This is a genomic window from Allobosea sp. GW821-FHT09G06, from assembly GCF_059416005.1.
Window position 1 is genome coordinate 1 of sequence record NZ_JBWKOI010000001.1, and the last position, 23655, is coordinate 23655.

Consider the following 23655-nt stretch of genomic DNA (forward strand, 5'->3'; position numbering starts at 1 on the left):
ACGGGGTTTTTGCGTTCTCAGAACAAACCGCCAGAATCCACGCCAGGTCGCCGTGGAACTCGAAGGTCGACGCCGCCGCCATCGCGGGGCGTGACGATGATGCGCTCGATCATCAACCGAATTGCTTTGATCGCCTCGTCCTGAAGCTCCGGATCCTCCAGCAAGCTCTCCCGCTCAACGATCCGGGGCCGATAAGCTTCCGCGAGATGGATCATCAGGGCTTCGGAGGCTCTGAGGCTTCTCGGCGCTTGCGCGCCGGGCTTCCGGAGATTCGTTGGTTCGCAGCGCCAGCATCTACGGCGGCTACCGTTTCAACGAGTTGGACCGTAAGCATCCGCAGCTGCCGGGAGCGAATCTGCGCGAACGCTCCGTCCAATCGAGAACTCTCCGGGGAAGATGCCGGTTCAGAGCCGTACTCCGACACTGCTCCATCAGCGAAGCCTCTCTCCGACGAGGGCTCCAGCAAGCCCTCGAAAAAGAAGCGTGGATCGACTTTCAGCCGACGCGAGAGAATAAAAAGCGCATCGGCGGTCAATCTATGCTTCCCGGATTCGTAGTTCTCAACTTGCTGATGCGAAACGCCGAGTAGCTCGCCAATATACTTCAGGGTGAGCCTGTGCTTGCTGCGCAGCAGCCGAAGCCGACCTCCGATATGCCGGTTCACGCCATCCCTATCCGGTTCCATGAGAACCTTCCGCTGCAATCGGAGGAAGAATGCGGCAGACTATGCTGCAACCGTGCGAAGCGTCCAATGGGTTGCGCGGCGGCTCTCCTGACATCTGCCTGTCGCTTATGGGAGTAGCGTCGATCAATGCCGAAAGCGGGTGGCGCCGGATCTGTCATTCGCGCCAGTATCGGTATCGGAAGAACGGAGCACCCATGGCGCGCGAAGCAGGCAAGATCCATATCGGCATCGGCGGCTGGGTGTTCGAGCCCTGGCGCGGGGCGTTTTATCCGGACGGGCTGCCGCAGAAGCGCGAGCTGGAATATGCCGCGAGCAAGCTCACCTCGATCGAGATCAACGGCACTTACTATGGCTCTCAGAAGCCGGAGAGCTTCGCCAGATGGCGCGAGGAGACGCCGGACGATTTCGTCTTCGCGCTGAAGGGCTCGCGTTTCTGCACGAACCGGCGCGTGCTGGCGGAAGCGGGGCCGTCGGTCGAGAAATTCCTGACCAGCGGACTCACGGAACTCAGGCACAAGCTCGGCCCGATCAACTGGCAGTTCATGCCGACGAAACAGTTCGACCCGGCCGATTTCGAGGCTTTCCTCAAGCTGCTGCCGAAGGAGCTGGACGGGATCACATTGCGCCACGCCGTCGAGGTGCGCCATGACAGCTTCCGCTCTCCGGATTTCATCGCGCTGCTGCGCGCCTATGGCGTGGCCGCGATCACCTCGGCCGATGCGGATTACACGCAGATCGCCGATGTGACGGCGCCTTTCGTCTATGCGCGGATCATGGGAACCAAGGAGGCCGAGCCGAAGGGCTATTCCGAGACGGGGCTCGCTCGCTGGACCATGGCTGCGCAGGTCTGGGCCAAGGGTGGTGTGCCGGATGGCCTGGAACCAGTCGGGCCCGCGGCCAAGCCCGAGAAGCGCGACGTCTTCCTCTATGTCATCAGCGGCGACAAGGTGCGCAATCCCGCCGCCGCCATGGAATTGATCGCGCGGACGAAGGGCTGAGCTTTACTCGGCCGCTGCGGCCTCCAGGGCCGCTTCCTGGCAGGTGTCGACCCATTCGGCCTTCGTCAGCTCGGCCATGCGCGCAGGCGCGATGCGCAGCGCGCTATGGGTCGAGCCAGCGGCCGGGACGACGATGTCGAAGGCTTTCAGGGAGATATCGCAATAGACCTTGAGCGGCGTCGCGAGCCCAAAGGGGCAAACGCCGCCGACGGGGTGGCCGGTCAGGGCCTCGACCTCTTCCTGGCCGAGCATGCGCGGCTTGCCGCCGAGCGCCGCCTTGGCCTTCCGGTTGTCGAGCCTGGCATCGCCGCGGGTCACGACCAGGACGACCTCGTCCCCAATGCGCAGCGACAAGGTCTTGGCGATCTGGCCGGGCTCGACGCCATGGGCAGCCGCAGCGAGCGGCACGGTCGCGCTGCTCTCAGGCGTCACGATGACGGCGATGTCGGGAGCGTGCTCGGCGAAGAAGGCGCGGACGGATTCGAGGCTCATCGGGCGATTCGGGAGGTCAGCCACAGGATCAGCAGGCTGGCGATCGCCGGCACGCCGAAGACGACGAGGAAGATCGGCGCTTCCTCCATCACGGTATAGCCCGCCCGGGCGACGCCGATCCAGAGATTGATCAGGGCCCCGGTGAACCAGAGCGGCAGGAAGAGCTTCACCGCGAAGGGGATCGGCCGTCCGGCGGAGACGGCGAGGCGCGGCGCCAGGACGAGCAGGATGCCGAGCAGGGCGAAGCCGATGCCGATGACCTTGATGGTATGCATGGTTCAGGCCTCCTTTGGCCGCAGCGAGATCGCTTCCCAGGCCGCGACCAGGATCAGGATCGCGGTTGCCACCAGGCTGAAGCCCAGGGGCGGCAGCACCGTCCAGGCCGGCGTGAGCATGGCGAGCAGGCCGAGGCCGACGAGATGGGAGAGGGGATACCAGCCGGCGGTGACCCGTTTGAACAGGAGATTGCCGAGCAGATAGAAGGCCGGGCCGGCGAGGACGGCGATCGCCGTCTTCGCGTCGGTATGGCCGCCGGGATGAGCGATCACCAGCTCGTCGCCGACCGCGACGAGGATGATGCCGGCGACCAGCAGGACATGCAGATAGGTATAGGCGATCCGGGCGATCCGGCCGGGATCGTCGGATCGGGCGATATGGTGGCTCGCCCGCTCGGCGCCGATATGGAAATAGATCCACCACATCGCGATCGAGCTGAGGAAGGAGTTCAGGAAGGCTGTCAGGTTGGCGGCCGTGACCGGCAGTTTCGCGGCGGTGGCGCCGGTGATCAGGATCGACTCGCCGAGCGCGATGATGATGAAGAGCGCGCAGCGCTCGGAGAGGTGGCCGCCCTCGACATTCCAGTCGGTGGTCTCGGAGCGGCCGAGACGGAATACGCGAAAGCCGAGAGCCGGGCCGGCATATTCGATGCCGAGCGCGACGAGCCAGAGGCCGAACCGCAGATTGCCCTCGCTCAACCCGCCAGCGATCCAGAACAGCGCCGAGATCGACAGCCAGATGCTGATGCGCTGGAAGTTGCGGTAGTTGGCGGGGGGGGAATCTTTCAGGCTCGCCATCGTGAAAAGCGAGCGGATGAGCTGGGCCGCGACATAGGCGCCGGCGAAGATGAGCCCTCCGGGGCCGAAGGCTTGCGGCAGCGAGCAGGACATCGCCAGGCCGAGCAGCATCAGGACGAAGAGCAGGATCCGGACGGGCGGACGCTCGGGATCGAGCCAGTTCGTCACCCAGCTCGTATAGATCCAGATCCACCAGACGGCGGCGAGCAGGAAGGCGGCCTGCGCCACGCCAAGCGGACTGAAATGCTCGAGCAGCGTGTGCGAGATCTGGGTGATCGCGAAGACGAAGACCAGATCGAAGAACAGCTCCACATAGCTGACCCGCGCATGCTGGTGTTCGACGCGCTCCCTAAGCAGCGCGCCGGGTTTTCGAGCTTTGGCCATGCAGACCCCTGTCCCCTGCCGCGCGGCTTCCCGCGCAGCCCGTCAGCGAGGGTGTCCCGCGGTCCGTGCCGCCGTCAATGGCGGAAGTGGCGGTGGCCGGTGAAGACCATGGCGAGGCCGGCCTCGTCGGCGGCCTTGATCACCTCGTCGTCGCGCATCGAGCCGCCCGGCTGGATCACCGCGGTTGCGCCGGCCTCGGCTGCCGCGAGCAGGCCGTCGGCGAAGGGGAAGAAGGCGTCCGACGCTACGACCGAGCCCTTGGCGAGGCTCTCCGCGACGCCGGCCGCCTTCGCGGCCTCGGCGGCCTTCCAGGCGGCAATGCGCGAGGAATCGACGCGGCTCATCTGGCCGGCGCCGATGCCGACGGTCGCAAGGTCCTTGGCGTAGACGATGGCGTTCGACTTGACGTGCTTGGCGACGCGGAAGGCGAAGCGCAGGTCGGCGAGCTCGCGCTCGCTCGGCTGGCGCTTGGTCACGACCTTGAGCTCCATGTCGTCGACGACGGCGTTGTCGCGCGACTGGGCAAGGAAGCCGCCGGAGACGGTGCGCAAGGACAGGCCCGGCGCACGGACATCCGGCAGGCCGCCGGTGAGCAGCAGGCGCAGGTTCTTCTTGGCGGCGATCATCGCGATCGCCTCCTCGTCGGCGTCGGGGGCGATGATGACCTCGGTGAAGACCTCGACGATCTTCTTCGCGGCAGCCGCATCGAGCTTGCGGTTCAGGGCGACGATGCCGCCGAAGGCCGAGACGGGGTCGCAGGCCAGCGCGCGCTCATAGGCTTCGAGCAGCGAGCCGCCGGCCGCGACGCCGCAGGGATTGGCATGCTTGACGATGACACAGGCGGCCGAAGCCTCCGGAACGAACTCGGCGACGCATTCGAAGGCGGCGTCAGTGTCGTTGATGTTGTTGTAGGAGAGCTGCTTGCCCTGGACCTGACGGGCGGTCGAGACGCCCGGGCGGTTTTCGGGAGTGCGATAGAACGCAGCCCACTGATGCGGGTTCTCGCCGTAGCGCATCGTCTCGGCCAAGGCGCCGCCAAGGGCGCGGAAGGCCGGGGCGGTATCGCCCAGCTCGCCAGCGAACCAGTTCGAGATCGCCGCGTCATAGGCCGCCGTGCGGGCATAGGCCTTCTGGGCGAGCTTGCGGCGCAGTGTCAGCGTGGTCGCGCCCTTCTGGGCTTCGAGATCGGCGAGGACGGAAGGATAGTCGGCCGGCTCGACGACAACGGCGACATCGTGATGGTTCTTCGCAGCGGCGCGGATCATCGCGGGGCCGCCGATATCGATGTTCTCGATGCAGTCGTCATAGGGCTTGGCCGCAGCGACCGTCGCCTCGAACGGGTAGAGGTTCACGACGAGCAGGTCGATCGGCTGGATGCCGTGGCCGAGCATCGAGGCCTGGTGCTCGGGATGCGAGCGGATGGCGAGCAGGCCGCCATGGACCTTCGGGTGCAGGGTCTTGACCCGGCCATCCATCATCTCGGGGAAGCCGGTGAGGTCGGAGACGTCCGAGACCGGCAGGCCGGCCTCGGCGATCGCCTTGGCGGTCCCGCCGGTCGAGACCAGCGCGATGCCGAGCTTGTGGAGGGCGCGCGCGAAATCGATCAGCCCCGTCTTGTCGGAAACGGAAAGGAGCGCGCGTTCGACGCGGCGAAGCTCATTCGGCATCGGGATCAGGTCCGGCTTTGATTGCAGGAAGGCAGTTTCGGCAGACGCGCGCGGGCTATCATGCTGCGCTGCAAAAGGCAAAAGCCGCCGTCGCAGAACCGTCACGCGTCAGGTGCGGGTTCCCTGGCCTCGCGCTCGGCGATCGCGGCGGCGACCGTCTTGCCGGCGCGGGGATTGGCGGCGCTGATCCGGCTGAGGCGCCAGGCGACGCGCGGGTTCGCGACCGCATCGAAGGCGACGACGATCTGCTCGGTGCGCCGGCGCCCATCGGATGAAGCCAGGAAAAGGCTCTCTTCGATGGCGATGGTCAGTCCGCCGGCCTCGAAGCTCCAGACCTCGCCGGAAGCGAGCGCGAGCAGCGCACCCGTGCCGTCGCGGACGAGGCTGGCGCGGACATTGGGGTGGAGATGGAAGCGCAGGGCGGCTGCGAGTTCCGTACGCGTGCCGGCAAGGGCAACCTCGTCCTCGCCCGCCAGCGCTGCACCATCGCGAGCGAGCGTCAGGCGGCGGGTATGGGTGGCACTGAGGCTGCGGCGATAGCCGTCATGGCTCGCGACCCATTCGGCGCCGTCCGCGCCATCCTGACGGGCGACACGGACATCGCGGGGGCCGGAGACGACGCGCATCTCGCCGAGCACCATCCCGAAATTCGCGCTTGAGCGATCGTCGAGGACGAGCGTCGAATGGGCGGCGGTGCTGCGTGCGGCGAGCTTCAGCTCGGGCGGGCCGAAGCGGCTGGCGCCGCAATTGACGATGATGCGCTGGGCGCCGCTGGAGAATTCGAAGGCAAGGCAACCGGCATGGGTCTCGACCGAGTAGGCGCCGCGCGGCGGAGCGCCGGCATCCGCGACGACGATGCTGCGCTCAGCCGAAAGGCGGCTGTAGCCGGAATAGGCGGCGTGCTCGGTCGGGCGGCCGCGCGCGTCGTCATAGGCGGCGAGCGTCGCCATCAGGTCCGGCGGGGTCGTGCCCATGCCGTTGAACAAAGCGAGCGCCCCGTCGCCATGCCGGAACAGGCGTAAGTGCGGCATCATCCGCTCGATCGCGGTCAGCACGCCACGCGGCGGCTCCAGCCCGCGGGCCGCGAAGGTTTCGCGGAGCGGCAGGAGATCGAGCAGGAATTCGATCAGCAGGCGCGGATTGCGCGAGAGATGGCCGCCATCGGGCAGGATCTGCTCGTCGAGCTCCTCGGTGAGCAGGGTCTCGATCCGGCGGCGGCGGCCGTCCTGCCCGTCGAGGCAGATCGCGGCGAAGGCGATGGCGATCAGGCCGTTCAGACGATCGGCGCCTTCGACGGCGCCGGCCAGGGCCAGGCTCAGCCTGTCGGTGAGCTGGGAGATATGGCGCAGATAGCGCTCGTAGAAGACGTGGTCGGCGCCCTCCAGCAGCAATGGCGAATGCGACAGGAAGGCGATCAGCCGGCGCGCGGTCACGGCCGGGCGGCGCGCGATGTCGTGGCGATCCCGGCGCCGGGTGATGAAATCCTCGACGAGGCTGCGGGCATTGGCGCGGGCGATGGCGGTGTCGGCAGCGCGCATATGGCGCAGCCAGCCGAAGCCGTAGAGCGCCTCGGCCCAGGCCTCGCTCGGCGGCGTGGCGTCGAAGGGCGACTCGCCATGGCTGCGCAGCATCCGCCCGGCAAAGGCATAGTAGCCTGCGTAGAAATCGCCGGCCGTGGTCGGGTCGGCGGTACGCAGGTCGTGCGGTGCGAAGAGCAGGCGCGTCGCGCTGTTGCGGCCGAAGGGCCAGAGGCGCCGGCTCGCTCCGACGAACTGGCCACGGGTCCGCCGCGCCGCTCGTCCGATCGCGGCCTGGGCCAATCCCCGTCGCTCAGCCCACCCGCTCAAATCCCCCGTCGACTCCGTGCCCGGGCGCGGCGGCGTGCCGCGCGAATCCCGGCTCCGTCATAGCCTGATCAGGCGGGTTGCGTAAAATCCTGCCCATCCCGAAAGACGCGGGGTTTCGCCCTGCAACTGGTGCGGCAAGGTGCGGATATCGCCGTTCCCGTCGATTGCCTCAGCCAAACCGCCGATTTCCTCGGGGCGAACGGGTTCGCGACGAAACTGGGGATTGCGCGCGAGAAAGGCAGCCGCCTGCTCCTCGCCTTCCTGCGGCTCGAGCGAGCAGGTGCAGTAGACGAGGCGCCCGCCCGGTTTCGTCAGCGCGGCGGCGGCATCGAACAGGCGCGCCTGCAGGGCGGCGAGGCGGTCGCGATCCTCGGGCAGCTTGGTCCAGGCGACGTCGGGATGGCGACGGATCGTGCCGGTCGCGCTGCAGGGCGCATCGAGCAGCACGGCATCGAAGGCTTCCGCCTTCCAGGTCACGGCATCGGCGGTGACGACCTCGGCGGAGAGGCCGAGCCGGGCGAGATTGGCCTTGAGACGGCGCAGGCGCGGGCCGGAGCGATCGAGCGCGGTGACATTGGCGCCGGCGGCAGCGATCTGGGCGGTCTTGCCGCCCGGCGCGGCGCAGAGGTCGGCGATGCGTTCGCCGGGCTGCGGAGCCAGGAGCTTCACCGGAAGGGTCGCGGCGGCGTCCTGAACCCACCATTCGCCCTCGTCGAAGCCGGGCAGGCCGGCAATGGCCTGGCGCTCGCGCAGGCGCACCGAGCCGATCGGCAGGGCGATGCCGTCGAGCTTCTCGGCCCAGCCGGCGGCGTCAGCCTTGACGGAAAGGTCGAGCGGCGGCTCCTCGCGATGGCTCTGCGCGATCGCAGCGGCGGTATCCTCGCCATAGGCCGTGCACCAGCTTTCCACCAGCCAGTCAGGCGTGTCGCCGAAGACCTCGGCCTGGGCCTCCGCGAGGACGGCGTCGCGCTCGCGGGCAAGGCGGCGCAGCACGGCATTGCCGAGCGCGGCATAGCGGGCCGAGCGCGGGTCCTCATGCAGGTGGCGGATGGCGATATCGACCGCCGCATGGTCGGGCACGTCGAGGAAGAGGATCTGGGCGGCGGCGGCCGTCAGAATCGGCTCGAACGGACCGGATTTGCGCGGGCTGCCACGGTCGAGGCGTGCGTCGATCGCCTGCTGGATCGTGCCGAGGCGACGGAAAGCCGTCACCGTGATGGCGCGGGCGAGGCTCGCATCGGCGGCGTCGAGCCCGGATTCCGGCAGCATGCGCTCCAGCGTCTCGTCGAGCGCGACGCGGGCGCGCAGGACTTCGTCGATGACGGCGGCGGCGAGCCGGCGGGCCGGCAGGCCCGGGGCATCGTCGAGCTTGAGCGTCGTTTCCGGCTGGGCCGGGTGGCGAGAGGAGGGTTGAGCAGCCATCTCAGCCCCACGGACCGGGTTGGCGCGGGGCGCTGCCCCACGGATTGTTGTCGGCCTGGGCGGTGAAGCCGGTGCCCGCGCTGCTGCGGCCGATGCCGAGCGCGCGCGCCTGCTCCATCAGGGCGGCGATGCGATTGCCGGTGTCGGGGTGTGTCGAGAACAGATTATCCATGCCGCCGCCGGTCAAGGGATTGATGATGAACATGTGCGCCGTAGCAGGCTTGGCCTCTGCTGTCTCGCTGGGGATGTGCTGAACGCCTGCCGCGATCTTGGCGAGCGCGTCGGCGAGCCAGACCGGATTGCCGCAAATCTGACCGCCGAGCTTGTCGGCCTCGTATTCGCGCGAGCGCGAGATCGCCATCTGGATCAGCGCGGCCGCCATGGGCGCGAGGATCGAGAGCAGGATCTGGACGATGAAATTGGGGCGGTTGTCGCGCGAGCCGAAGAACATGCCGAAGGTGACGAGCGAGGAGATCGCGCCGGCGAAGGTCGCGGTGATCGTCATGGTCAGCGTGTCGTGATTCTTGATATGCGCGAGCTCGTGCGCCATCACGCCGGCCAATTCCTCATAAGTCAGCGTGCGCAAGATGCCGGTCGTCGCCGCGACGGCCGCGTTCTGCGGGTTGCGGCCGGTGGCGAAGGCGTTGGGCTGGTCCTCCTGGATCAGGTAGACGCGCGGCATCGGCATGTTTGCGCGGGCGGCGAGATCGCGCACCATCCCGTAGAGCTCAGGCACCGTGCGCTCGTCGACCTCCTGGGCGTTATGGGCGGCGAGCGCCATCCGGTCGGAATTCCAGTAGCTGAAGAGATTGGTCACGGCCGCAAAGCCGAGCGCCATCAGCATGCCGCCCCCGCCGCCGAGCAGATAGCCGACCGCGCCGAAGAGCGCCGTCAGGCCCGCCATCAACATGCCGGTGCGAACGTAATTCATCGAAACCCCTTCTCAAGCGCGTGGTGGCGCAGGCCCTCGCATCCGCGAGCGTCGTGCCCTATGTGGTGAGGGCAAACCCGATCCTGCAAGAGAATCCTGCAAGGAAACCCGCCGAAATGCCCGAGAAAACCGATCAGGACAGGCCGGCGGACGCTTCGGAAGCCAAGGTTCTGTCCCCTGCCGCGCAGCGCGCATTGGCGGAAGCGGCCGCGCGCCGCGCCGCGATCGACGCGCATGCCAGGGAGGTCGCCAAGCAGCGCGAGGTCAACGGGCGCGGCGGGCTGGAGCCGGTGCGCTATGACGATTGGGAAGTGAAGGGCATCGCCAGCGACTTCTGACGCCGGCCCCCAAATATTGCCAATCAGCGGCCGAGCGTCCACACAGCAGCCGGATAGCAGCGGATTGGCCTCATGGACAGCAACGACAAGCGCCTCGCGGCCCTGCGCCGCCTTCTCGCCGAGGCGCATGAGAAGCTCGGCCTGAAGCTCGGCTTCCGGCTCTGGGACGGCAGCATGGTTCCGACCGCCTGGCCGCAGGACGGGCTCGCCATCGCCATTGCCGATGCCGGCGTCATGGCGGCGCTGCTCCGCAAGCCGAAGCTCGACACGCTGCTCAACCTGCATGTCGCTGACCGCATCGCGATCGCGAACGGCTCGATCTTCGATCTCGCCGCGGCGCGGCCGGAGGGCAAGGTCGGCAAGCTCGCGCGCAACATCCCGAAGAGCGCCGTGTTCGACGTCATCAGGCGCTTCCTGTTCGCGCCCGGCACGGCCGAGGCCGCGGTCAGCCATCGCAAGGGCGACGAGATTGCACGCGACGGCGCGCCGGCCACCAACAAGGCCAATATCGCCTATCATTACGACGTCTCGAACGATTTCTACCGGCTCTTCCTCGATGAGGAGATGGTCTACACCTGCGCCTATTTCACCGAGGATCACGGCGATCTCGAACGCGCCCAGCGCGACAAGCTCGATATGATCTGCCGGAAGCTGCGCCTGCAGCCGGGGGACCGCTTCCTCGATATCGGCTGCGGCTGGGGCGCATTGGTCTGTCACGCCGCCCGCTATTACGGCGTCGAGGCCCATGGCGTGACGCTGGCCGAGGAGCAGCTCGCCCTGGCGCGCGAGAAGGTCGAGAGGCTCGGGCTTCAGGGCAAGGTCAGGCTCCACCTCAAGGATTTCACGCAGATGGAGGGGGAGTTCGACAAGATCTCCTCGATCGGCATGTTCGAGCATGTCGGCATCCGCAACCATCCCTCCTATTTCCAGGCGGTGAACCGGCTGCTCAGGCCACGCGGGCTCTATCTGCATCACTGCATCTCGCGCCGGGCCAAGAAGACCGAGAAGGCCTTCAACAAGATGCCTGCCGAGTATCGGGCGCTGGTGCGCTACATCTTCCCGGGGGGCGAGCTCGATCATCTGGGCATGTCGATCGCCAATCTTGAGCGCCACGGCTTCGAGGTCCATGATGTCGAAGGCTGGCGCGAGCACTATCAGCGCACGACGCGGCTCTGGTGGGAGCGGCTGGAGGCCAACAAGGCCAGGGCCGAGGCCGAGATCGGCCCGGAGCGGACGCGGATGTGGCTGCTCTATCTGGCGGGCTGTTCGCTCGCCTTCGAGCGCGGCGGGGCGCTGGTCAACCAGACGCTGGTCTCGAAGCGGCGCAAGGGTCCGTCCGGCCTGCCGCTGACGCGCGCAGACCTCTATCAGGCCTGAACGGGATTTCGGCCGGCAACAAGCCGGCCTCCCGTGTTGTCCAATGTGGGAAGGTCGCCCGGCGATCTGCCGGGCCGAGGCTTACTTCTTGACGAAGAGGTCGAGCTTTCCGTGATGCTCGGCCAGCAGGTAGTAGAAGGTCAGGCGGGACTTGGTCTTGTCGGCCTTCATATGCTCGCAGATCGCCTTGACGGATCCATCGAGGTCACCGGATTTCAGGCCGAGCTTCTTCTTCAGAAAGTTCTCGCGGACGCGATCGAGTTCCGCCGGATCGGAGCAGGCGACGTAGCGGGTGTCGGGTTTGCTCATCACAAGCGCGTAGGATTTCGACATGCCGGCAAAGGCCGCTTCGTTGAGCGGCTTCTTGGCGAACTTCTTCACGTCGGCAAGATGATCCATCTGGTAGCCCCTTCCTGACCCGCACGAGCGTACGGGTGGTTACGTGTCGCGGGCCGGAGGTTAACGCGGTTCTGCGCAGGGGGCGAGGGGGCAACGGGCCTGATTTCCAGATTTTGGAACCGCTTGTGCTCGCCTTTGGTCGAAGGCGGGGAATGCATGGCACGGATGGCCGGGGCAACGTCAGCATGGGTTGAGCCGGCGCCGATGCGGTGCTGCGATGCAGCATCTCCCGGAGCACCCTGATGAAGCCGACGATCCTGATGATTCCGCGTCTCGCCGACGATGCGATTGCGAGCCTGAAGCAAAGCTACACGGTGATCGGGCCGGTCGATGGCGGCGATGCGGCGAGCATCCCGGCCGAGGCGCGCGAAGCCCGCGCGCTGGTGACCTATGGCGGGCTCCGGACCGACGCGGAACTGATGGCCGCCTTGCCGCAGCTTGAACTGATCGCCTGCTATGGCACCGGTATCGAAGGGGTCGATGCGGCCGCAGCCAAGGCACGCGGCATCAAGCTTTGCAATGCCGCCGATGCCAATGCGCGCAGCGTCGCGGAGTTCGCGGTGGGTCTAATGCTCTGCGCGATGCGCGGGATCGGGCGCGGCGATCGGTTCGTCCGAGACGGCCTCTGGAACCGTCGGGGTATCGAGCCGGTGTCCAATACGCCGGACCTGGCCGGCCGCAAGATCGGCATCTACGGGCTCGGTGCCATCGGCAGCCGCATCGCGAGCCGCGCAGCCGCCTTCGAAATGGAGGTCGGCTATCACAGCCGCACGGCCAAGCCGGAGCTGGCTTACAGCTTCCACGACAGCCTGCTCGGCCTCGCCGAATGGGCGGATGTGCTGATGGTCGCCGTCCGCGCCAGCGCGGAGACGCGCAATGCCGTCGATGATGCCGTCCTGAACGCGCTGGGGCCGGAGGGCTATGTCGTGAATATCTCGCGCGGCCTCGTCATCGACGAGGAGGCGCTCTGCGACGCTCTCGAACAGAAGCGGATCGCCGGTGCGGCACTCGATGTCTTCGCGGCCGAGCCGCATGTGCCGGAGCGCTTGCGCCAGCTCGACAATGTCGTGCTCACGCCTCATATCGCCGCGAGTTCGCAGGACGCCAAGAAAGCCCAGCTGCGCACGCTGCTCGGCAATCTCGAGGCGTTCTTCGCCGGCCGGGCGATGCCTTCGGGCGTATCGCTTTAGCGCATCAGGGCAGGACGACGACGGGCGTGCCCATCCGGACGCGGGCATAGAGATCGATCACGTCCTGGTTGTGCATGCGGAAGCAGCCATAGGAGGCGGCGGTGCCGATCGTGTTCGGCATGTTGGTGCCGTGGATGGCGTATTGCCCGGTCGGCCCGAGCCCGATGACGCGTGCGCCCATCGGGTTGCGGGGCGAGCCGCCGGGAATGACGTCGGGCAGGCGGGGGTTGTCGCGCCGGACTTCGGCCGGCGGGCTCCAGGCCGGGTCGACCTGCAGTTCCTCGACATATTTGACGCCGCGCCACTGCTTGCCGGCCTTGCCGACGGCGACGGTGTAGCGGATCGCCTCACCGGGCGCGGTGACGTAATAGAGCTTCCGCTCGCCGGTGCGGATCACGATGGTGCCGGGATCGAAGCGCCCGTCGCGCATCCCGACGACCTCGCGCGCCTGTACGGGCGGCGCGGCCGCGCTGGCGGCCGACAAGGCGATGGTGGCAAGGGCGACATGTCTGAGCATGGTCGGAACTCCCGCTGGAAACTGGCGGGAGTTGTGGCGCCGCAGCCGTGAAGCGCGGGTTGAGCGATATGGTGAAGCGGCGATTCAGGATGAATCGCCGGTGAATCAGTGCTTTACGCTGCCGGTCTGGCGCGGTGTTGCTGCGGCAGCAGGAAGGGCAGGCCAGGCGCCGGCGCGCGGCTCAGCGTCAGGTCGACCTTGAAGACCTGACGCAGCAGGGCGTCGTCCAGCGTCTTCGCCGGCGGGCCCTGCGCGATGATCTGGCCCTGATCCATCACGACGAGATGGTCGGCATAGGTCACGGCGAGGTTGAGATCGTGCAGCACGATCAGAACGGCGACGCCGCGCGCGGCGATGCTGCGGGCCATGTCGAGCAGCGCCAGCTGATGGCAGAGGTCGAGGCTGGCGATCGGCTCGTCCAAGAAGAGCACCTGCCGCTCGGCGATGCTGCGGCCGGCCTCAAGCTGGCAGAGCACGCGGGCGAACTGGACGCGCTGCTGCTCGCCGCCGGAGAGCGTCTGGTAGCGCCGGCCGGCGAGATCGATCACCCCGGCTGCGGCCAGGCTTTCGGCGACGATGGTTTCGCGCCGCTGGCGCGTCAGCGCCCGGCCGATGCCGTCGACGCCGAGGCTCGCGACCTCGTAGACGCTGAAGGGGAAGGCGAGGCGGGCGTGCTGGGCCATGACCGCGCGCAGGCAGGCGAGACGCCAGGCCGGTACCGTCGGGAGCGGCTCGCCGGCGATGCGGATTTCGCCACCGGCCGGCTTGATCTCGCCGGTGAGGAGCTTGAGCAGGGTCGATTTGCCGGCGCCGTTGGGGCCGATCAGGATCGTCGTCGTGCCGCCGGCCAGTTGCAGGTCGGCACCGGCTACGAGCTTTCGCCCGCTTGCGAGGAAGCTGACGCCATGGCCGGAGAGGATCGGATTCGCTTCAGACATCGATCAGGCTCGTGCGGCGCAAGAGCAGCCAGAGGAAGAAGGGCGCACCGATCGTGGCGGTGACGATGCCGATCGGCAGCTCGGCCGGGACGACGATCAGCCGGGCGACGATATCGGCGCCGACCAGCAGCATTGCGCCGCCGAGCGCCGAGAGCGGCAGCAGCAGGCGGTGATCCGGGCCGACCGAGAGCCGGATCAGGTGGGGCACGACGATGCCGACGAAACCGACCATGCCGGCCGAGGCGACGCTGGCGCCGACGGCGAGCGCGACCAGCAGGATCGCCAGCGCCTTGATGCGCTGGACGGGGATGCCGAGGTGATAGGCTTCGGCCTCTCCGAGCATCAGACCGTTCAGGCCGCGCGCCAGCAAAGGCATCAGCAGGAGTAGCGGCAGGATGATCGGCGCGACCACGGAGAGCTTCGTCCAGCTGGCGCCGCCGAGGCTGCCCAGGGACCAGAAGGTCAGGTCGCGCAACTGCCGGTCGTCCGAGATGAAGGAGAGCAGGCCGGTGAGGGCGCCCGCCATGGCGCCGAGCGCGACGCCTGCCAGCAGCATGGTCGCGACCGAGGTGCGACCGCCGCGTGTCGAGATCAGATAGAGCGCGAGCGTGGTGATGAGGCCGCCGCAGAAAGCGCCGAAAGGAAGGGCGGCGAAGGGCAGTTTCATCATGGTGCCCGCGAGGAAGCGGTCGCCGAGGACGATGGTGGCTGCCGCCGCGAGGCCGGCGCCGCTGGACACGCCGACGAGGCCGGGATCGGCGAGCGGATTACGGAACAGGCCCTGCATCAGGGCGCCGGACACGGCGAGGCCGGCGCCGACGAGCAGGCCGAGAAGCACGCGCGGCAGGCGGATATTCAGGACGACGAGCACGTCGCGCCCTTCGAGCAGGCTCGTATCGCCGCTAAGTCGCGCCATCAGGATCTCGGCGACGCGGCCCGGCGCGATCGCGATCGCACCCTGGCCGATGGCGACGATGGTCAGGAGCAGGCAGGCCAGCGTGAGCCCGGCGACGGCGAGCAGACCGGTACGGCGCCGGCCCGCGATCAGCGTCGTCAGGGATGTCGTGGCCACGGTCGGGGACGGTGCCGCGAGGGTCACGGGGCGGCGGCGGTCTTGAGTGGCGGGATGGCGGCTTCCGGATAGATCGCGGCCATCAGGTCGCGCGCCGCCATCGGTGTGCGCGGGCCGAAGCCGAGCAGGTAGAGCCCGTCCATATGGACCAGCCGCTTGCCGGCCGCGGCCGGAATCTGGGAGAAGGCGGGCATCGCGAAGAGTTCGTCCGGCGTGGTGTTATGGGCGCTGCTGTTGCGCATCATCAGCACCATGTCGGGCGCTGCGGCGGCGATGGCCTCGTCGGTCATCGGCTTGTAGCCCTCGATGGCGTCGGCGACATTGATGCCGCCCGCGAGCGCGATGATGCCGTCGGCCGAGCTGTTGCGGCCGCCGACCATGGCGCGGCCGTTCTGCAGGGAGAGCAGGAAGAGGATGCGCTTCTTTTTCGCGATGCCGGCGCGCAGCGTCGCGAGCTCGTCGAAGCGGGCCTTGGTCTGGGCCGCCAGCCGCTCGGCCGGGACGCCCGCGCCGATCGCCGCGCCGATCGCGGCGATCTTCGCGGTGACGCCCTCCGGGGTCAGCCCGTCATTGATGCGGGCGATCTTCACGCCGGATTCGGTGAGCAGCGAGACGGCATCCGGCGGGCCGGCGCCGTCGATCAACATGATCAGCGTGGGCTTCAGCGAGAGGACGCCTTCGGCCGAGAGCGCGCGGACATAGCCGACATTGGCGTTCTGCTTCAGGGCTTCCGGCGGAAACTGGCTGGTCGAGTCGACGCCGACGACGCGATCCTGCAGGCCGAGCGCGTAGATCACCTCGGTGATGACGCCGCCGGCGACGACGATGCGATCCGGCGTCTGGGCCAGCGCGGCCATCGGCAGGGCGGGGGAGAGACCGAGGCCAAGCGCGCTCAAGGCGAGAGCCGAGGTGAACGTGCGGCGGTTCGGCTGCCGGAGGCCGCGATGCGCTTCGGTGATGCGCGAGCCAGACATATCGCAACTCCATTCAGACGCAGACGGGCGCTTTCCCGCTGCGAGTGCTCAAGCAAGAAGGCTGCAGTCAGTTTAAAATGATTCCATTCAAAGTAGATCTTTGTTTTTAATTATTCAAAACAAAGATCTCTTTGCGGTATTATTGACGCTGATATTAGCCTTTACTACAAGGGGTCAAGGGCAACGCAGCGCGTCGCCGCGCTCCTCGGCTGCGATCCCGCCGGGCGGCCGGTTGTCGATCCTGCGCATGTTCCGGCCGAGCCCTCTTCCTGAAGAGACGTTTGACCGGGGTCGCGATTGTCCGTCCGCTCCGGCGGTGTCGTTCGTTTCCGCCGTTATCCGGCGCGTCAGATGCAGGGTTTTTCGATGTTCATCGCCATGAATCGCTTCAAGGTCGTCAAGGGCGAGGAAGCCGCCTTCGAGACGGTCTGGTCCTCACGCAAGAGCCGGCTCGACGAGATGCCGGGCTTCCTCTCCTTCCACCTGCTGAAGGGGCCGGAAAAGGAGGATCATACCCTGTACTCCTCGCATACGAGCTGGGCCTCGAAGGAGGATTTCACGGCCTGGACCAAGTCCGAGCAGTTCCGCGAGTCGCATCGCAGTGCCGGCCAGCCGCGCCCGAAGCCGATCTATCTCGGCCATCCCGAGTTCGAGGGCTTCGAGACCGTGCTCAGCGAGACCAATCCGCATCTGCCCCGTCAAGCCGCCGAGTGAGGCCTTAAGCCGATGACGACCGCCGACACCATCGCGCAGGCTCCGATCGAGCATGCGCGCTCCCTGCTTGCCGCCAAGCCGGACGGCCTGATCGAAGCGATCGCGCGCGAGGCGAAGGTCTCGACGCGCGCCGTGCTCGAGCTTCTCCCCGAGGCGCAGCGCCAGCACGTGGCACCCGAGCGCTTCGAGGACGTCTGGAAGGAGCTCGCGACCTGGGGCACCGTGCTCTTCCTGATGCACACGCCCGACATCGTGCTGGAATGCGAGGGATCGCTGCCGGTCGGCAGCTTCGGCCATGGCTATTACAATATCCACGGCGACAGCCCGATCGGCGGGCATATCAAGGCGGAGAACTGCCGGGCGATCTATCTGGTCGATCGCTCGACGGCGCAGGGCCGGCGCGCCTGCTCGGTGCAGTTCTTCAACGGCTCCGGCGAGGTGATGTTCAAGGTCTTCGTGCGGCGCGATGCCGCGCGCGAATTGCTGGCCGATCAGCTGGCGCGGTTCGAGGCGCTCAAGACGACCTTCGCCTGAGCCCCAAAAAAAACGAGATGGTGCGGCTCATGCATCGCGTGGCGCAAGCCGCGCGATGCGGGTATTGAACACGGGCCATGAGCGGGATTCACCATTCGTTAACCATACGGGCGCAGCCTTCGCGGCTGAAGGCCTGTCAGCCATGAACGCGCCTCGCGACCCGGACCTCCAGGGCGGCAAGGCGGAAATGGCTCACGACAGGCTGCCCGACGGTTCCGCGATGGGAGTCGACATGGCCGCGCACGTCACCATGGAGCGGGCCCACCTGCCGCATGGACGCCCGGCACTCACCCTGGCGGCCGGCCGCAGGTTCGTGGCGAGGCGGGTTCCGGCCCTGCGCTCGAACCTGGGCTCCGCGATCCTGCTCGGCCTGCGCTTCGTCCAGGCGAGGCTGATCTCGGTCTGGGGCCTGATCATCGCGGCCGCCCTCTGCCCGCCCTTCGTCTTCGCCGCCTTCGCGGTCTTTTCCTCGGCTGCGAACTTCGTCTCGATCGCCTCGCTGCTGCGCCTGGAGGCGGTGTTCTTCCAGAACAGCGACCGCGCCCGGCTCGGCCTCGCCTTCCGGCTCGCGGCTGCGGTCGGGGTGGCCTTCATGGCCGTCGCCGCCCTCGTCCTGATCGGACTTGCCGTGACCGGCTGGGTCGCGCCGGCGGTCGCCTTCTTCTTCCTGGTGTCGCTGGCGGCGCGCTCGCTGCTGCGCCTGCTCTGGTCCGAGGCCACGGCGGAGGGCGATTTCCGCGCCATCGGCAACAGCAATGTCGTCCAGGCGATGGTCCAGCCTGCGATCATGCTCGCCCTGATCGCGATCTTCGGGCCGAAGGCGCTGACCCTGTTCATGGCCGATGCGCTCGGGCACGTCCTGGCGGCCGCCTATCTGCTGCGGCGCAGGCGGGCATCCGTGATCGCGCTGGTCCAGCCGGCGCTGTGGTCGTGGCGCAGCCTCGCGGAAGCGGCGATCCGCTGGCGCGATGCGCCGCGCGCCCTGCTCCCCGCGGCCCTGCTCGCCTATGGTTTCGCTGTAGCTCCCCTCCTTGCCCTGCCTTATGCCAGCAACACCGTGCTCGCGGCGCAGATCGCCCTGTCGATGCGGCTGCTGGACATGCCGGCGCAGATGTTCGGGACGGTGTCGATCCCGCTGGTGCTGAACCGTATGCGCGCCCAAGCCGGACCGCGCCGACGCTTCTGGGCGCGGGTCCTGACGCTCGGCCTGATCGGCGGCGCGGTCGTGCTGTTCAGCGCCATCGCAGTCGTGGCACTGGTGGCCGATAACTGGCTGGTCGGGACGCAGTGGCACGACCTGGGCGAGGTCGTCGCGCTGCTGGCGGCGTTCTATATCGGCATCGCCGTGCTTGCGCCGCTGCAGGAAGTGGCGACGCTGTCGCGTCAGCCCTTCTGGCAGGTCGCGATCAATGCCGTCGCGCTTTTCGCGATGGTCGCGGCCATGCTGTGGTTCGCTGCGTTGTCGCCGGAGCTGCTGCTGACGATCGGCGCCATATCGATCCTGCGGACGCTGACGCATGCTGTCTTCATCTGGCTGCATCTCGACGATCCCGTCGAGGCGTCGGCCGACGGTCTCGCCGCTCCGGGCGCCGCTCGATAAAGTGCTATTCCCGCCGGATCAGCCTGTCGGCGACCAGCGAGGAGAAGAGCCCCGGCTTGAACTCGCGCTCCAGCCGCTCGGGATCGTAGATCGTGGCGACCCAATCCAGGAAGGCGATGCCCTTCGCGTCGCCCTCGTGGCGATAGGTCTCGAAGAAGGCGTCGAGGATGCCGGTCTTGGCGAAGCGGAAATGGCCGTAGCGCAGCGAGAGCTGGCGCATGGCTTCGTCGAGCGGTCGCCCCTCGTGGACCAGCAGATAGAGCGCCGAGAAGAAGCCGGCCCGGTCGGCGCCGGACTTGCAATGCACCAGGGCGGGCTCGTCGAGGCTCTCGAAGAACGCCTTGGCACCGAGGATGGTCTCGCGATCCGGCGCGCCGCGCGAGCGCAGCACGAAATCGACGAGCTTGATGCCGTGGCGCTCGCAGGCTTCCTTCTGGAGCGGCCAGGAGCCATGCTCGCGCCCGCCGCGCAGGTTGACGATGGTCTTGACGCCCTTGCGGGCAAAGGCCGCGATCTGGCCCGGCGCCGGCTGGGCCGAGCGCCAGAGCCGCGGCGTGACGCGGTGCGCGTTGAGATAGGCGAGCCGGAAGATGCCGTGGTCGACCAGCAGCATGTTGGCCCAGGCACGCAGGCGCTGGCCGCGGCCCTCGATCGGCCGGTCCCAGCGGGCGATGCGGGCCATGCGGCGGGCATAGCGCTCTTCGTCGGGGCGCAGGCGGCTCAGCACGGCCTGATCTCGCAGCTTTTCATGGGGCGCCCGATAGCAGCGCGGGCGCGCCTACGCAAATCGTCTGGTGACCAAGCGCGACGGAAGGGCTTGGCGTTTTCGCCGCGAACTTGCATAAGGCCCGGCGAAATTCCCAAGCGACAGGTTCCAGCATGCGCATCGACGCCATCTCCATCGGCAAGAACCCGCCCGAAGAAGTCAATGTCCTGATCGAGGTGGCGATCGGCGGCGAGCCGATCAAGTACGAGATGGACAAGGAAGCGGGCACGCTCTTCGTCGATCGCTTCCTCTATACGCCGATGCGCTATCCCGGAAACTATGGCTTCATCCCGCACACGCTCTCGGAAGACGGCGACCCTTGCGACGTCCTCGTCGCCAATACGCGCCCGCTGGTGCCGGGCTCCTATATCGCGGTCAGGCCCATCGGCGTGATGCTGATGGAGGACGAGGGCGGCGGCGACGAGAAGATCATCGCGGTGCCCGTGCCGAAGCTGACCAAGCGCTACGAGAACGTCCATAACTACACCGATCTGCCGCAGATCACGCTCGACCAGATCCAGCACTTCTTCGAGCATTACAAGGACCTGGAGCCCGGCAAATGGGTCAAGCTCAAGGGCTGGGGCGACGCCGCCATGGCCCGGAAGCTGATCGTCGAAGCGATCGAGCGCGCGAAGGCCGCGAAGAAGGGCTGAGTGTCATCCCGCACGCGCTGCGGCACGCAGTGCTGCTGCGCAGATGCGGGACCGTTTTCAGGAAAAGGCGCCCTCTCGTGCAAGGGGCGCCTTTTTATTTAAGAGGCGCCTTCTCGTCGCGCGGTCCCGCGTCTGCGCAGCAGCACTCACGTGCCGCAGCGCGCACGGGATGACGTCCGCTCGCCGGTGGCGAACGTAGCCCTTACGCAGCGATCGCTTCCGCCAGCGCGACGGTGCGCTTTGCCATATCGGCATGCAGCAATTCGACCATGCGGCCGTCAAGCTGGATCGCGCCCTTGCCGGCATTTTCCGGGAGGTTGAAGGCCGCGATGACGGCGCGGGCCTTGGTCAACTCGGCCTCGTCGGGCGCGAAGACCGCATTGGCCACCGCGACCTGCGAAGGATGGATCAGGGTGCGGCCGTCGAAGCCGAGATCGCGGCCCTGCTCGCATTCGGCGAGGAAGCCAGCTTCGTCCTTGATGTCGTTATAGACGCCGTCGAGGATGTCGATGCCATGGGCACGGGCGGCGAGCAGGGCGCTCGTCAGCCAGGGCAGCATCGGCGCGCGGCCGGGCACGAAGCGGGCGCGGGTTTCCTTGGCGAGGTCGTTGGTGCCCATGACGAAGCAGGCGAGCCGCGCCACCGGATCGCGGGCGGCGCGGGCGATGCGCTCGACATCGAGGATGGCGAGCGGGGTCTCGATCATCGCCCAGACGGTGATCGAGGGGTCGGCCCAGAGGCCGTTCAGCTGGTGGCCGACTTCGTGCAGCGTCTCCGGCGCGGAAACCTTCGGAATCAGGATCGCCTGCGGCTTCGCCTCCGCGGCGGCGGCGAGATCGTCAGCGAACCAGGGCGTGCCGACGCCGTTGACGCGGATTACCAGCTCGCGCCGGCCATAGCCGCCGGCCTTCACGGCAGCGCAGACCTGCTCGCGAGCGGTTGCCTTGGCGTCGGGAGCGACGGCGTCCTCCAGATCGAGGATCAGGACGTCGGCCGCGATATCGCGGGCCTTTTCGAGCGCGCGGGCATTCGAGCCCGGCATATAAAGGGCACTGCGGCGGGGGCGTATCGTGCTCATGGTCTCTCCTGACACGGGCCGGCTGTAGCTCTCGCATATTCGCTGCGCGGACCATTGGTTCTTCACGCGAACCGGTGTCCACTTCGCTTGAAAATGCTTTGGTGCTGCACTGCACAGTAGAGCAACGCAGCTGCAATGCCAGCGCTGCGAAAGGCGGAGGAAACGGGATGGTACGGCTCGCCGGCGTCGATGGCTGCAAGGGCGGCTGGATCGCTGCCATTGTTTCCGATGACGGGGCGGAGGCGCCGGTGATCCGCGTGGTTCAGCGCTTCGCCGATCTGTTCGGAGGCGAGGTCGTGCCTGATCTCGTCGCGGTCGACATGCCGATCGGCCTGCCGGATCGGGTACAAGGCTCTGGACGCGGGCCGGAGCAGGCGGTGCGGGCGCTGCTCGGCGACCGGCAATCCTCTGTCTTCTCCATCCCTGCGCGCTGGGCGGTCGAGGCGACCGACTATTGGGAGGCCTGCGCGCTGGCGCTCGCGGCGTCCGATCCGCCGCGGAAGGTTTCCAAGCAGGGCTTTCACCTGTTTCCGAAGATTCGTGAGATCGACGGCCTGCTGCGATCCGAACCCGGTTTGCACGAGCGCGTCTTCGAGATTCATCCCGAGCTCGCTTTCCGCACGATGCGAGGCGCGCCGCTGCTCCACCCCAAGAAGATCAAGGGCGTGGTCAATCCGGAGGGGCTGACTGAGCGCCGGAGCTTGCTGACCGCAGCCGGCGTCCCGGCAGACGTGGCCGACGCCCGCCCGCCGCGCGGCGCTGCGGCCGACGACCTGCTCGATGCCCTGGCGGCGCTGGTCGTCGCCCGGCACATTGCCGCCGGGCGCGGGCGGCCCTTCCCCGATCCGCCGGGACGCGATAGCCACGGGCTTCCGATTGCGATCTGGACCTATCGTCCAGTGTCCGAGCCTGATCAGGATATCGTCATGAGCGCACGCCCCGTCACCCGTCCGATGATCGAGGAAGCGGCGGCGCGTATCGCCGGCCATGCCCGCGTCACGCCGGTGATGCGGCTGGGCACGGGCGCCTTCGGAGCCGCGGCGAATATCTCGCTCAAGCTCGAATGCCTGCAGCATGCCGGCTCGTTCAAGACGCGCGGCGCCTTCAACAACCTGCTCTCGCTGCCGGTGCCGGCAGCCGGCGTCTCGGCGGCGTCGGGCGGCAACCATGGCGCGGCGGTGGCCTATGCCGCAGCGAGGCGCGGCGTGAAGGCGACGATCTTCGTGCCGGAGATCTCGCCCGCCGCCAAGATCGCGGCGATCAAGCGCTTCGGCGCCGATGTCGTGGTCGGCGGTGCGCAATATGACGATGCGCAGGCGGCCTGCGACCGCTTCGTCGCCGAGACCGGGGCGCTCAAGATCCATCCCTTCGCGGCGGTGGAGACCATTGCCGGGCAGGGCACGCTCGGCCGCGAATGGGACAGCCAGGAGCCCGATCTCGATACGGTACTCGTCGCGGTCGGCGGTGGCGGCCTGATTTCGGGCATCGCGAGCTGGTTCGCGGGCAGCGAGGTCAAGGTCGTCGGCGTCGAGCCGGAAGGCTCGCGCGCCTTGCAGGCGGCGTTCGACGCCAAGGGACCGGTCGAGGTCAAGGTCGCGTCGGTGGCGGCGGATTCGCTGGGCGCCCGCAATGTCGGTCAGCTTGTCTATGACGTGACCCGGGATAGCGTCGATCACATCGCTCTGGTGCCGGATGCGGCGATCACGGAGGCGCAGGGCGTGCTCTGGCGCGATTTCCGCCTTGGTGTGGAGCCGGGCGGGGCGGCGGCGCTGGGCGCTCTGCTTTGCGGGGCCTACAAGCCGGCGAAGGGCGAGCGGCTCGGCGTTCTCGTCTGCGGCGCGAATGTCGACCTGGCGAAGCTCGCCGCGATCGTAGGGTGAAGGGGCGTCATTCTCGGGCTTGACCCGAGAATCTCATTCAGGAAGAGGCGCCTTTCCGTCCTGAGATGCTCGGGTCAAGCCCGAGCATGACGGCTGTCGTCATCAGCAGGGCTTGCCGCCGCCCTT

Annotated in this window: 25 protein-coding genes; 9 read left to right on the forward strand and 16 right to left on the reverse strand. The window is 67.6% G+C overall.

Going from position 1 to position 23655, the window contains the following annotated elements; translation table 11 throughout:
• Positions 1 to 17: 17 nt before the first annotated feature.
• Together AC07NY_RS00005 and AC07NY_RS00010 are read right to left on the reverse strand one after the other, a co-directional pair.
• Positions 18 to 215: a hypothetical protein gene (locus AC07NY_RS00005; RefSeq protein WP_494580816.1), complete on the reverse strand. Its 198-nt coding sequence runs from the start codon at positions 213 to 215 to the stop codon at positions 18 to 20.
• Positions 215 to 685 carry a helix-turn-helix domain-containing protein gene (locus AC07NY_RS00010; RefSeq protein WP_494580817.1) on the reverse strand — a complete coding sequence of 157 codons (471 nt, stop codon included), beginning with the start codon at positions 683 to 685 and terminating at the stop codon, positions 215 to 217. Before AC07NY_RS00010 ends, AC07NY_RS00005 begins: the two co-directional genes overlap by 1 nt.
• Positions 686 to 879: 194 nt before the next feature.
• Between AC07NY_RS00010 and AC07NY_RS00015 the strand changes: the two genes are divergently transcribed.
• Positions 880 to 1683, forward strand: a complete 804-nt coding sequence (locus tag AC07NY_RS00015) for a DUF72 domain-containing protein (protein WP_494580818.1) — start codon at positions 880 to 882, stop codon at positions 1681 to 1683.
• A gap of 3 nt (positions 1684 to 1686) precedes the next feature.
• Here AC07NY_RS00015 and AC07NY_RS00020 read toward each other — a convergent pair whose 3' ends face one another.
• The 7 genes from AC07NY_RS00020 to htpX all read right to left on the reverse strand — a co-directional run bounded on the left by AC07NY_RS00020 (position 1687) and on the right by htpX (position 9499).
• Positions 1687 to 2175, reverse strand: a complete 489-nt coding sequence (locus AC07NY_RS00020; RefSeq protein ID WP_494580819.1) for a YbaK/EbsC family protein — start codon at positions 2173 to 2175, stop codon at positions 1687 to 1689.
• Complete coding sequence (locus AC07NY_RS00025) at positions 2172 to 2450, reverse strand: hypothetical protein (RefSeq protein WP_494580821.1); 279 nt, start codon at positions 2448 to 2450, stop codon at positions 2172 to 2174. Before AC07NY_RS00025 ends, AC07NY_RS00020 begins: the two co-directional genes overlap by 4 nt.
• Before the next feature lie 3 nt (positions 2451 to 2453).
• Positions 2454 to 3632 (reverse strand): low temperature requirement protein A, encoded by a 1179-nt coding sequence (locus AC07NY_RS00030; protein WP_494580823.1) that lies wholly within the window; start codon positions 3630 to 3632, stop codon positions 2454 to 2456.
• Between the two features lie 74 nt (positions 3633 to 3706).
• Positions 3707 to 5299, reverse strand: a complete 1593-nt coding sequence (gene purH / locus AC07NY_RS00035) for a bifunctional phosphoribosylaminoimidazolecarboxamide formyltransferase/IMP cyclohydrolase (protein ID WP_494580824.1) — start codon at positions 5297 to 5299, stop codon at positions 3707 to 3709.
• Positions 5300 to 5400: 101 nt separating this feature from the next.
• Positions 5401 to 7119, reverse strand: coding sequence for a heparinase II/III family protein (locus tag AC07NY_RS00040; protein WP_494580826.1), 1719 nt, complete (start codon positions 7117 to 7119; stop codon positions 5401 to 5403).
• An 84-nt stretch (positions 7120 to 7203) separates the two neighbouring features.
• Entirely contained in the window at positions 7204 to 8568 is a 1365-nt protein-coding gene (locus AC07NY_RS00045) for an RsmB/NOP family class I SAM-dependent RNA methyltransferase (protein ID WP_494580828.1), read from the reverse strand.
• 1 nt (position 8569) lies between these two features.
• Positions 8570 to 9499, reverse strand: a complete 930-nt coding sequence (gene htpX, locus AC07NY_RS00050) for a zinc metalloprotease HtpX (RefSeq protein WP_494580830.1) — start codon at positions 9497 to 9499, stop codon at positions 8570 to 8572.
• 116 nt (positions 9500 to 9615) lie between these two features.
• On the opposite strand from htpX, the gene AC07NY_RS00055 reads away from it, so the two are divergent.
• Both AC07NY_RS00055 and AC07NY_RS00060 read left to right on the forward strand, forming a co-directional pair.
• Positions 9616 to 9837, forward strand: a complete 222-nt coding sequence (locus AC07NY_RS00055) for a DUF1674 domain-containing protein (RefSeq protein WP_494580831.1) — start codon at positions 9616 to 9618, stop codon at positions 9835 to 9837.
• A gap of 72 nt (positions 9838 to 9909) precedes the next feature.
• Positions 9910 to 11214: a class I SAM-dependent methyltransferase gene (locus AC07NY_RS00060; protein WP_494580833.1), complete on the forward strand. Its 1305-nt coding sequence runs from the start codon at positions 9910 to 9912 to the stop codon at positions 11212 to 11214.
• Between the two features lie 81 nt (positions 11215 to 11295).
• Here the strand turns inward: AC07NY_RS00060 and AC07NY_RS00065 are convergent, their stop codons facing one another.
• Positions 11296 to 11613 (reverse strand): DUF2853 family protein, encoded by a 318-nt coding sequence (locus AC07NY_RS00065; RefSeq protein WP_047574507.1) that lies wholly within the window; start codon positions 11611 to 11613, stop codon positions 11296 to 11298.
• A gap of 242 nt (positions 11614 to 11855) precedes the next feature.
• On the opposite strand from AC07NY_RS00065, the gene AC07NY_RS00070 reads away from it, so the two are divergent.
• Positions 11856 to 12803: a 2-hydroxyacid dehydrogenase gene (locus AC07NY_RS00070; RefSeq protein WP_494580835.1), complete on the forward strand. Its 948-nt coding sequence runs from the start codon at positions 11856 to 11858 to the stop codon at positions 12801 to 12803.
• Positions 12804 to 12807: 4 nt separating this feature from the next.
• On the opposite strand, the gene AC07NY_RS00075 is transcribed toward AC07NY_RS00070, so the two are convergent.
• The 4 genes from AC07NY_RS00075 to AC07NY_RS00090 all read right to left on the reverse strand — a co-directional run bounded on the left by AC07NY_RS00075 (position 12808) and on the right by AC07NY_RS00090 (position 16304).
• On the reverse strand, positions 12808 to 13320 hold the full coding sequence (locus AC07NY_RS00075) for a L,D-transpeptidase (protein WP_494580836.1): 513 nt from the start codon (positions 13318 to 13320) through the stop codon (positions 12808 to 12810).
• A 113-nt stretch (positions 13321 to 13433) separates the two neighbouring features.
• A complete protein-coding gene (locus tag AC07NY_RS00080; RefSeq protein WP_494580838.1) occupies positions 13434 to 14258 on the reverse strand; it encodes a heme ABC transporter ATP-binding protein in 825 nt (274 codons plus the stop codon).
• A complete protein-coding gene (locus AC07NY_RS00085; RefSeq protein WP_494580840.1) occupies positions 14251 to 15330 on the reverse strand; it encodes a FecCD family ABC transporter permease in 1080 nt (359 codons plus the stop codon). Before AC07NY_RS00085 ends, AC07NY_RS00080 begins: the two co-directional genes overlap by 8 nt.
• A 23-nt stretch (positions 15331 to 15353) precedes the next feature.
• Positions 15354 to 16304 (reverse strand): heme/hemin ABC transporter substrate-binding protein, encoded by a 951-nt coding sequence (locus AC07NY_RS00090; RefSeq protein ID WP_494580842.1) that lies wholly within the window; start codon positions 16302 to 16304, stop codon positions 15354 to 15356.
• Positions 16305 to 16670: 366 nt separating this feature from the next.
• Here AC07NY_RS00090 and hmuQ point away from each other — a divergent pair, with 366 nt between their 5' ends.
• The 3 genes from hmuQ to AC07NY_RS00105 all read left to right on the forward strand — a co-directional run bounded on the left by hmuQ (position 16671) and on the right by AC07NY_RS00105 (position 19152).
• A complete protein-coding gene (gene hmuQ, locus AC07NY_RS00095; protein ID WP_492286113.1) occupies positions 16671 to 17018 on the forward strand; it encodes a heme-degrading protein HmuQ in 348 nt (115 codons plus the stop codon).
• A 12-nt stretch (positions 17019 to 17030) separates the two neighbouring features.
• The gene (gene hutX / locus AC07NY_RS00100; protein WP_494580844.1) at positions 17031 to 17552 is read left to right on the forward strand and encodes a heme utilization cystosolic carrier protein HutX; all 522 of its coding nucleotides are present in this window, start codon (positions 17031 to 17033) and stop codon (positions 17550 to 17552) included.
• Positions 17553 to 17694: 142 nt separating this feature from the next.
• Entirely contained in the window at positions 17695 to 19152 is a 1458-nt protein-coding gene (locus AC07NY_RS00105) for a hypothetical protein (protein ID WP_494580846.1), read from the forward strand.
• A gap of 4 nt (positions 19153 to 19156) precedes the next feature.
• On the opposite strand, the gene AC07NY_RS00110 is transcribed toward AC07NY_RS00105, so the two are convergent.
• The gene (locus AC07NY_RS00110) at positions 19157 to 19879 is read right to left on the reverse strand and encodes a fused DSP-PTPase phosphatase/NAD kinase-like protein (protein WP_492286050.1); all 723 of its coding nucleotides are present in this window, start codon (positions 19877 to 19879) and stop codon (positions 19157 to 19159) included.
• A 152-nt stretch (positions 19880 to 20031) separates the two neighbouring features.
• On the opposite strand from AC07NY_RS00110, the gene ppa reads away from it, so the two are divergent.
• Positions 20032 to 20571 carry an inorganic diphosphatase gene (gene ppa / locus AC07NY_RS00115; RefSeq protein ID WP_265056912.1) on the forward strand — a complete coding sequence of 180 codons (540 nt, stop codon included), beginning with the start codon at positions 20032 to 20034 and terminating at the stop codon, positions 20569 to 20571.
• A 202-nt stretch (positions 20572 to 20773) separates the two neighbouring features.
• Here ppa and AC07NY_RS00120 read toward each other — a convergent pair whose 3' ends face one another.
• Positions 20774 to 21649, reverse strand: coding sequence for an HpcH/HpaI aldolase/citrate lyase family protein (locus AC07NY_RS00120; protein WP_494580849.1), 876 nt, complete (start codon positions 21647 to 21649; stop codon positions 20774 to 20776).
• A gap of 167 nt (positions 21650 to 21816) precedes the next feature.
• Between AC07NY_RS00120 and AC07NY_RS00125 the strand changes: the two genes are divergently transcribed.
• Positions 21817 to 23529, forward strand: a complete 1713-nt coding sequence (locus AC07NY_RS00125) for a serine/threonine dehydratase (protein WP_494580851.1) — start codon at positions 21817 to 21819, stop codon at positions 23527 to 23529.
• Positions 23530 to 23655: the final 126 nt, after the last annotated feature.